This is a genomic window from Stenotrophomonas sp. TWI1409, from assembly GCF_039673015.1.
Lineage (GTDB): Bacteria > Pseudomonadota > Gammaproteobacteria > Xanthomonadales > Xanthomonadaceae > Stenotrophomonas > Stenotrophomonas maltophilia_A.
On record NZ_JBDJKU010000135.1, the window covers coordinates 1 to 2,376 of the forward strand.

Below are 2,376 nucleotides of genomic sequence, written 5' to 3' on the forward strand. Positions count from 1 at the left end.
GCTGGGTTTTTGTCGCTTCGCGCCAGGCTCTCCGGCTCTACCGCCTGACTCACACGCCGGCGAGCATGGCGCGACTCTACAACGCAGGTGTCACCGCGCTGCCAGCCACCCGATCACGCCTTCCGCAGCACGCAGGCCACTGGCGTAGCACGCGGTCAGCAGGTAGCCACCTGTCGGCGCCTCCCAGTCCAGCATCTCGCCGGCACAGAACACGCCGGGCACTGCCCGCAGCATCAGGCCATCATCCAGCGCATCCAGGCGCACGCCACCGGCGGTGCTGATCACCTCGGCCATCGGCCGGGGGCGCAGCAGGCGCAGGGGCAGGCGCTTGAGCGTAGCTGCCACGGCAGGCAGGTCGTTGCCCGCTTCCTTGCCCAGCATCTCGAACACCAGTGCGGCTTTCACTGCATCCAGGCCGGCCTGGCGGCGCAGGTGCTCGCCGAAGCTGCGACCCTTGCGCGGGCGTGACAGGTCGGCCAGCAGGCGTGCTTCATCGCGGCCCGGTACCAGGTCCAGCCACAGCATCGCGTGGCCATCGCGGTTGATGGTCTCGCGCAGGTCTGCGGCCAATGCGTAGATCAGGCTGCCTTCGATGCCGTACTCGCTGGCCACGCACTCGCCCTGCAGCGACTGCGGTTGTCCCGCCAGGTCCAGCCAGTGCGCGACCACCGGCTTCAACGGTGCGCCGGCATTGCGCTGGGCGAAGAACGGCGTCCAGTCCACGTCGAAACCGCAGTTGGCCGACTGCAGCGGTGCGATGTCCACGCCACGTGCCTGCAGTGGCGAGACCCAGGCGCCGTCGCTGCCCAGCTGCGGCCAGCTGCCGCCGCCCATGGCCAGCACGGTAGCATCGGCATGCACTTCAACGGCGCCGTCTTCGGTTTCAAATCGCAGGGCGCCGTCGTCGCTCCATCCGATCCAGCGGTGGTTGGCGTGCAGGCGCACACCCTGTTCTTTCAGGCGGCGCACCCAGCCGCGCAGCAGTGGGGCTGCCTTGCGGTCGACCGGGAACACGCGGCCGGAGCTGCCCACATAGGTCTCCACGCCAAAGCCGCCGGCCCAGTCGCGCAATGCCTGCGCATCGAAGCCATCCAGCCAGCGGCCCACGGTCGTGGACTGCTCGCGGTAGCGGCTGTCGAACAGCGGACGCGGATCGGAATGGGTGAGGTTGAGCCCGCCCTTGCCGGCGATCAGGAACTTGCGGCCGGGCGAACCCTTGGCCTCGTACAGGTCCACCTCCAGACCGGCGGCGCGCAGGCGCTCGGCGGCGAACAGGCCGGCCGGGCCGCCGCCGATGACAGCGACCCGTGGAGGCGTTGCGGTATTACGGTTTGACATCGAGCAGCTCGACATCGAAGACCAGCGATGAGCCGGCCGGGATCGGGCCAACCCGGCGGTCGCCGTAGCCGTAGTCCGGCGGGATCATCAGGGTGCGCTTGCCGCCGACCTTCATGCCGGCCACGCCCTCATCCCAGCCGCGGATGACCTGGCCGGCGCCGAGCGCAAAGGTGAACGGTTCGCCACGGCTGACCGAGCTGTCGAAGGTCTTGCCGTGCTTGGTTTCGGTGCGGTTGTCGTAGATCCAGCCGGTGTAGTGCACGGTCACCTTGTTGCCTGCAACGGCTTCGGCGCCGGTACCCGGGACGGTATCGATGCGCTCGAATGTGGTCAGGGTGCCACCCGGCGGCGGGCCGGACGGTTCGGTCGAGCAGCCAACGGCGGCGAGGGACAGCAGCAGGGGAAGCAGCAGGCGGCGCATCGGGCGTCTCCGGAAGGGCGCAGGGCGAGGGCGGCAAGGGTAGCGCATCGGCGCCGGGTATCATGGGGGCATGGCAAAACTCCTGCTCAATCTGCGCAATGTCGGCGACGACGAATATGCCGATGTCTGCACGCTGCTCGACCAGCACGACATCGCCTGGTATCGCACCGAACCCAGCCCCTGGGGCATCTCCAATGGTGGCCTGTGGCTGCGCGAGGACGCTGATCATCCACGAGCGAAGGCGCTGATGGCGGAATACCAGGCCGAACGCGGGCCGCGCATCCGTGCCGAGCGTGAGCAGGCATTGCGTGATGGCACGGCGGAGACCTTCGGCAGCCTGTTCCGGCGCCGGCCGGTGTATGTGGTGCTGGTGCTGCTGGCGATGGCCGGTGCGGCGGCGCTGGTGCTGCTGCCGTTCGTGCTGTTGCGGGGGTAAGGGGGGCTTCTGGCCGGGTTGCACCCGGCACCCGCCGATGCCAGGGCAACTACAACAGCAACTACAACAGCAACAGCAACAGCAACAGCAACAGCAGGCAATCCGTGGTGGGCAGGGCGGTGTGGGCAGGCGGGACACGCCGTAAACCCGTCCATGGGGGCTCGATGGCGCCATCCATGGC

The 2,376-nt window shown here is 68.6% G+C and carries 3 protein-coding genes; 1 reads left to right on the forward strand and 2 read right to left on the reverse strand.

Annotated elements, in window-relative coordinates:
• Window positions 1-90 precede the first annotated feature (90 nt).
• Window positions 91-1,338: a TIGR03862 family flavoprotein gene (locus ABE423_RS20630; protein ID WP_346487350.1), complete on the reverse strand. Its 1,248-nt coding sequence runs from the start codon at window positions 1,336-1,338 to the stop codon at window positions 91-93.
• The gene (locus ABE423_RS20635; protein WP_049421508.1) at window positions 1,325-1,759 is read right to left on the reverse strand and encodes an FKBP-type peptidyl-prolyl cis-trans isomerase; all 435 of its coding nucleotides are present in this window, start codon (window positions 1,757-1,759) and stop codon (window positions 1,325-1,327) included. The genes ABE423_RS20630 and ABE423_RS20635 overlap by 14 nt, the downstream gene beginning before the upstream one ends.
• Window positions 1,760-1,829: 70 nt before the next feature.
• On the opposite strand from ABE423_RS20635, the gene ABE423_RS20640 reads away from it, so the two are divergent.
• Window positions 1,830-2,195 (forward strand): DUF6164 family protein, encoded by a 366-nt coding sequence (locus ABE423_RS20640; RefSeq protein WP_346487352.1) that lies wholly within the window; start codon window positions 1,830-1,832, stop codon window positions 2,193-2,195.
• Window positions 2,196-2,376 lie beyond the last annotated feature (181 nt).